The following is a 6,000-nucleotide window of genomic DNA, read 5'->3' as shown; positions in this document are numbered from 1 at the left end:
GGGGGGGCGGGGCCCGCCCCCCCCCCACCCTTATCGGCCCCTTCCTTGTCGGCGAGAAAGGCGGAATCGCCAAACAGCGCCACCGCCATCGGATCGAGATCAAGTTCGTCGAGCACCAGCGCGCCGGCCAGATGCGGCACGCCGTCCTTGACGTCGACATTGACGTCGCCGGACACCGCCGCTTCGTTGACGGCGCCGCTGAGTTCGTCCAGCACCAGCAGCCCGTTGCCATAGTCACCCTGCGCCGAGAGCGACGTCGACATGCCAGCCCCCATGCCTGGCAGGCCGATGCCTGATGTCATCAGCCATGGTTCGATGTCGGCGGCGTCGAGGCTAAGCTTGCCCTTGGCGGCGAGGCCTTGCGGCGTATCGGCGATCGTCCCCTCGAAACCGGCCTTGAAGTCGTCGCCGGCAAGGCTGAAACTTGTCGCCAGGCCGCCGCCAAGCGTGCCCTTGGCTTGGATGTCCGTGCTTGCCTCGCCCAGCATGCCAAGCGGCAGCGCCGGCAGGCCGTAGAGCGCCAGCAGCGCAGTGGCGTCAGGATTTTTGGCGTTGAAGGTCAACGCCACCGGCGCTTCGAGAAGCTTGTCCCCCGCCCCCCTTCCCGACAGCGACGCGGAAAAAGCCGACCCGCCGGCCTTCCCTTGCCCGCTCACCGCCAGGCCCGAGGTGCCATCGCCATTGTCGGCGGCACTCGCCACCAGGTCGACGCGCGCATCCTGGAACAGCTCGGGATAGGCGGCGGCACGGCTTGCCAGTCCCTTGAGCACGGCGCTGTCGGGATAATGCTGGGCGGCGACGTCGATCAGTGGCTTAAGGTCGACGGCAACCACCGAGGCGTCGAGCTTGCCGGTCGGACGTGCCGGGAAATCCTTGATCCTGCCGGTGGCGCTGATCGAGGCGCCGGCCAGCCCGCCCACCGACAGCCGGTCGATTTCGAGCAGCCCGTCGCGCAACCTCAGCGCGGTATCGACCGTGTCGGCGGTCAGCCCGCCGGCGCTGACCGGCCCTGCCTTGATCTGGAAATCGAGGTCGCGGTCGGCAAATCGATTGGCGCCCTTGTCGCTGACGAAGATCGAGGCAAAGGCCGCCAGGCCGTCGACATCGAGCTCGCCGCCTTCGAGCCGCATCAGCACCGACGGCTTGGCATCGTCAGGTTGGCTAGCATCGATGCGGCCGGAAAACTTCGCCTTGCCCAGGATCAGTTCGAGGTCACTGAAGGCCTGCCGCTTTTCCGAGAGGTCGACCTTGGCTTTGAAGCCGGCGGCGGGCAAACGGCGGACCGCCTCGTCGACGTCCTTCGACAGCCACGCTGCAAAACCCGAAGGCTGAGCCACGGCCAGCAGCAACGAGCCGTTGAAGCCGAAATGGCCCTCCACATTGAGCAAGACCTTGCCATCGGCTTCCAGCCTGGTGCGACCGGGCAAGGTCGCTGCAAGCGATTTCACCGACCAGCCGCCATCGACCGGCTCGGCGGAAAGATGAACGTCGCGCACCGTGGTGTCGCCGGCCACCACCGCTGGCAGCTTGACCTCCACGGTACCGGGAATGGTCGGCTTCGGCAGATCGAGCAAAGCCTGCTCCAGCCCTGCAATGCGCTGATCCAATGTCAGGCCGGCACCAGCTTGCGCACCCACCGCCTCGTCGAGCTGCACCTGAGCGCCACTGGCTTCGATGGCAAAGCTCGGCTTTAGCCCGAGATCGACCGAGGCCTTGCCGTCGGCGGTGTAGGGATTGTCGAGCGGCCCGGTCTCGAAGCGAAATTCGTCGACGCCCAGCTTCTGATGGTCGAGCGAAAACTTGCCGTTCAGGCGAAAGCCCGGATCGGGCTTGCCGCCAGAGACCTTCACCGTCTCGCCATCGGTGCCGCGCAGCTCTGCGCTGTTCTTGTCGGCGCCATTCTTGTCCTGATTTGAAATCTTGAACTGGCCCGAATAGACGGCCGCCCCATTGACGATGCCGGCATTGCCGTCGGTCTCGATGACCAGCGGATAGGCATCGGGATCGGCCCTCAGCCGAAGCCGCATCTGTCCGGTGCCTTCTGCCTTGCCGGTGGATGCCGCGACCGCGGTGCGCAACCCGTCCAGCCGAAGCGTGCCGTCCATGCGCCACGGCCCGGCCAGCGACTTGGCCGAAATGGTCGAGTTGATCTCGGACATGAGATGGCTGCGCCCGCCGGCCGCATGGCGCAGCTCGACCTGGCCTTCCGTCACCGTCAGCTTTTCGATCGAGATCTGGTTGAGATCGAACGGCGAGGACGGCCGCATCGCCCAGTCGACCGTGCCATCATTGGCGATATCGATGGTCGCTTTCGGCCGCACCAGCCGCATGTCGAAGATCAGCACTTCACCGCGCAGGAAGGGTGCGAGTTCCGCATCCATCGAAAACGTCTCGACGGTCATGGCCGGCTGGCCTTCGGGGCCGCCGGCGACGGCGACATTTGCGAAGGTCACCGACGGGAACGGCAACAGCCTGGCCGTGGCGTCGCCCCGCACGGTCACCTTGCGGCCGAGAATGGCGCTCGCCTCGCGTTCGAAATCGGCGCGGTAGCCGGTCCAGTCGACAAAATACGGCACCACCAGCGCCGCACACAGCACCAGCACGAACAGGCCACCAAAGATCACGAACAGGCGTGCGAGCATCAGCTCCGAATGGGTTGATTGAATTCTGCCGCACTCTACCCGCATCCGCGTGTCGATAAAGAGGCAATTCTTCCGGTGTTGCGTGATGTCGGATCATCTGAAACAAATCCGGTCAAACTGGAGAATCCGGATGTCTGGGAAGAACTGGGATCGCGTGCCGATCGATGCGCAGAGTATCGACGCCCCGCTGTCGCTTTCGGCGGTGTTTCTTGTCGTCACCGTCGCCGACCATCGGAGCGCGCTCGAGAAGGTCGCCTCCGTGCTCGGCGAACTTGACGACCTGGTGAAGACTGTCGGGTTCCGCGACCTTTCCGGCCGGCTGTCGTGCATCGCCGGCATCGGCAGCGATCTCTGGGATCGCCTCTCTCCAGGCCGGCGACCGCTGGAACTGAAGCCGTTTGCGCCGATCAAGGGAGCTGTTCATTCGGCCCCTTCGACCGCCGGCGACCTTCTTTTCCATATCCGCTCCGAACGCCCCGACATGTGCTTTGAGTTCGAGCGTATTCTGCTCGACAATCTCGGTGACGGCGTGAACGTCGTCGACGAAGTCTCGGGCTTTCGCTATTTCGATGCGCGCGACCTGCTCGGCTTTGTCGACGGCACGGCCAACCCGACCGGCCTTGATCTGCCGGCCTCGGCACTCGTCGGCGATGAAGACGCCGACTTCGCCGGAGGCAGCTATGTCGTCGTTCAGAAATACCTGCACGATCTCCAGGCGTGGGCGCGAACCCCGACACCGCTCCAGGAAGAGATCATCGGCCGCACCAAGATCGACAACATCGAAATCGACGATGACGACGCCCCGCGCAAGTCGCACAAGTCGCTCGCCACCATCGAAGATGCCGACGGTAACGAATACGACATATTGCGCGACAACATGCCCTTCGGCCGGCCAGGACAGCAGGAGTTCGGCACCTACTTTATCGGCTATAGCAGGTACCTCTGGGTGACCGAGAAGATGCTGCAGCGCATGTATGTCGGTGAGCCGCCGAGCGCCTACGACCGGCTGCTTGATTTCTCCACGCCGCACACCGGCACGACGTTCTTCGCGCCAACCCGCCCCATGCTGCAAACCCTTGTTCAGGGCGCGCAGGAGAAGTAGGCAATCACTCGGTTCGTCGCTGGATCGGATCCCCTTCAGTCTATCCCCGGCAATATCTTGCCCGGATTCATGATGTTTTGCGGATCCAGCGCCTGCTTGATGGTGCGCATGATGTCGACGCCGTGGCCGAGCTCGTGGCGCAGGAAGCCGATCTTGCCCTGGCCGATGCCGTGCTCGCCAGTGCAGGTGCCATCCATGGCGATTGCTCGCATATTGAGCCGCGCGACGAATTTTTCGGACTGCGCGATCTCCTTGGGATCGTTCACGTCCATCAGCACCAACACGTGAAAATTACCGTCGCCGGCATGGCCGACGATCGGCGCGATCAGGCCCATTTCGGCGATGTCGGCTTCGGTTTCCATGACACATTCGGCAAAGCGCGAAATCGGCACGCAGACATCGGTAGACAGGCCCTTGGCGCCTGGCCGCAGCGTCAGCGACGACCAATAGGCGTCGTGCCTGGCCTTCCACAGTTTCGTGCGCTCCTCGGCAACGCTGGTCCACAGGAACGGCCCGCCGCCATTTTCCTCCGCGATCATGCCGAAGGTCTCGGCCTGCTCCGCCACGCCGGCATCGCTGCCGTGGAACTCGACGAACAGGCATGGGCTCTCGGGATAGTCGAGCTTGGAATAATTCTTCATCGCCCGCATCTGCAAAGCATTGACCAGTTCGATCCGCGCCACCGGTATGCCCATCTGGATCGTCGCGATGACCGCGTTGCAGGCCGCCTCGACGCTCGGAAACGGGCAGACGCCGCCGGAGATCGCTTGCGGGATGCCTTGCAACTTCAAGGTCAGCGAGGTGATGATGCCGAGCGTGCCTTCCGAGCCGACCAGCAGCCGCGTCAAATCATAGCCGGCCGAGCTTTTTTTCGCGCGCTTGCCGGTCGTCACCGTCTCGCCGTCGGCCATGACGGCCGTCAGCGAAAGCACATTCTCGCGCATCGTGCCGTAGCGCACCGCATTGGTGCCGGATGCGCGTGTCGCCGCCATGCCGCCAAGTGAGGCATTGGCGCCCGGATCGATTGGAAAGAACAGGCCAGTGTCGCGCAGATGCCGGCTCAGATCCTCGCGGGTGACGCCGGGCTCGACCGTGCAGTCGAGATCCTGCGGATTGACCGCAAGAATGCGGTTCATGCGTGAGGTGTCGACCGATATGCCGCCGCCCGGTGCGTTGGTGTGGCCTTCCAGCGACGATCCGACACCGAAGGCAATGACCGGCACACGGTGCGCGGCGCAGGCGCGGACGATCTCCTGCACCTCGGCCGTCGTCTCCGGGAAAGCGACGCCGTCCGGCGCCTGCGTCGGAATATAGGTGGTGGTGTGCGCGTGCTGCGAGCGGATGGCCTCGCCGGTCTGGAAGCGTTCGCCGAGCCGCTGCTTGAGGATGCCGAGCACGGCAGCGATGCCTTCCTCGTTGCGTTCGACTGGGTTGAGGTCGCTCAGAGCCATGAATTCCTCCGCGGATGGACCAGCGCCCATGCTTGTTATGCGTCTATGGATGCCTAAAGCAATTCCAGGAAAAGTGCGAAGCGGTTTTCCCGAGAAACCGCGTAGCGCTTTCCCTGAGGAATTGCGTCAGAATGAAGACACTCACCGGCCACGCTCTGTCCAGCACCAAACAAGGAAGTTTCGATGCCTATCCCTGCCCCCTTCGTCTCCAAACCCATGGACATCGAGAAGGACTGGATCGACTACAACGGCCATCTTAACATGGCCTATTACAACGTGCTGTTCGACCGGTGTTCGGACAACGCCTTCGAGGCGATCGGCATGGGACTGGATTACGTGAGCCAGCGGCGGCTCACCATCTACACAGCCGAAGTCCATGTTTGCTACGTGCAGGAGCTGCATCTCGAGCACAAGGTCACGGTCTCCTTCCAACTCCTCGACCATGACGACAAGCGGCTGCGGGCCTACCAGGAAATCCGCCACGTCGACGGCTGGCTCGCCGCCACCTCCGAGACGCTGTCCCTGCATGTCGACATGTCGGGGCCGAAGGTCGCACCCTTCCCAGCCGATGTGCTTGCCAAGGTCGAGGCCATGCGCGCCGCCCATTCGGCACTGCCGATGCCGGAGCGCGCCGGCCGTTCAATCGGGATTCGCCGCAAGCCCGCTTGAAGCCACTCGGCGCCCGCGTTAACCTTACCGAGGTTTTAACGGGAACAAGCCAATTGAGCCGTTGAACGACTCAGCGGAGCGGTTGAAAACGATCGCATTGGGTTGCGATGCGGGCGGCGCGGCGAAGCCGGTTCGA

General features: G+C 63.7%; 4 protein-coding genes. 2 read left to right on the top strand and 2 right to left on the bottom strand.

Translation table 11 applies throughout. The features are described 5' to 3' along the window. Window positions 1–2,642 (bottom strand): AsmA family protein (locus tag NKH57_RS05110; RefSeq protein WP_352942278.1); only part of this gene is annotated, 2,642 nt, incomplete at its 3' end. Window positions 2,643–2,772: 130 nt separating this feature from the next. On the opposite strand from NKH57_RS05110, the gene NKH57_RS05105 reads away from it, so the two are divergent. After that, entirely contained in the window at window positions 2,773–3,744 is a 972-nt protein-coding gene (locus NKH57_RS05105) for a Dyp-type peroxidase (protein ID WP_352942275.1), read from the top strand. Between the two features lie 35 nt (window positions 3,745–3,779). Here NKH57_RS05105 and NKH57_RS05100 read toward each other — a convergent pair whose 3' ends face one another. Further along, on the bottom strand, window positions 3,780–5,195 hold the full coding sequence (locus NKH57_RS05100) for an FAD-binding oxidoreductase (RefSeq protein ID WP_352942272.1): 1,416 nt from the start codon (window positions 5,193–5,195) through the stop codon (window positions 3,780–3,782). 183 nt (window positions 5,196–5,378) lie between these two features. Between NKH57_RS05100 and NKH57_RS05095 the strand changes: the two genes are divergently transcribed. Next, on the top strand, window positions 5,379–5,864 hold the full coding sequence (locus tag NKH57_RS05095) for a thioesterase family protein (RefSeq protein WP_023757052.1): 486 nt from the start codon (window positions 5,379–5,381) through the stop codon (window positions 5,862–5,864). Window positions 5,865–6,000 lie beyond the last annotated feature (136 nt).

This window comes from Mesorhizobium sp. M1050 (assembly GCF_040318715.1).
GTDB lineage: Bacteria > Pseudomonadota > Alphaproteobacteria > Rhizobiales > Rhizobiaceae > Mesorhizobium.
This window is presented reverse-complemented; position numbering and strand designations above follow the sequence as displayed.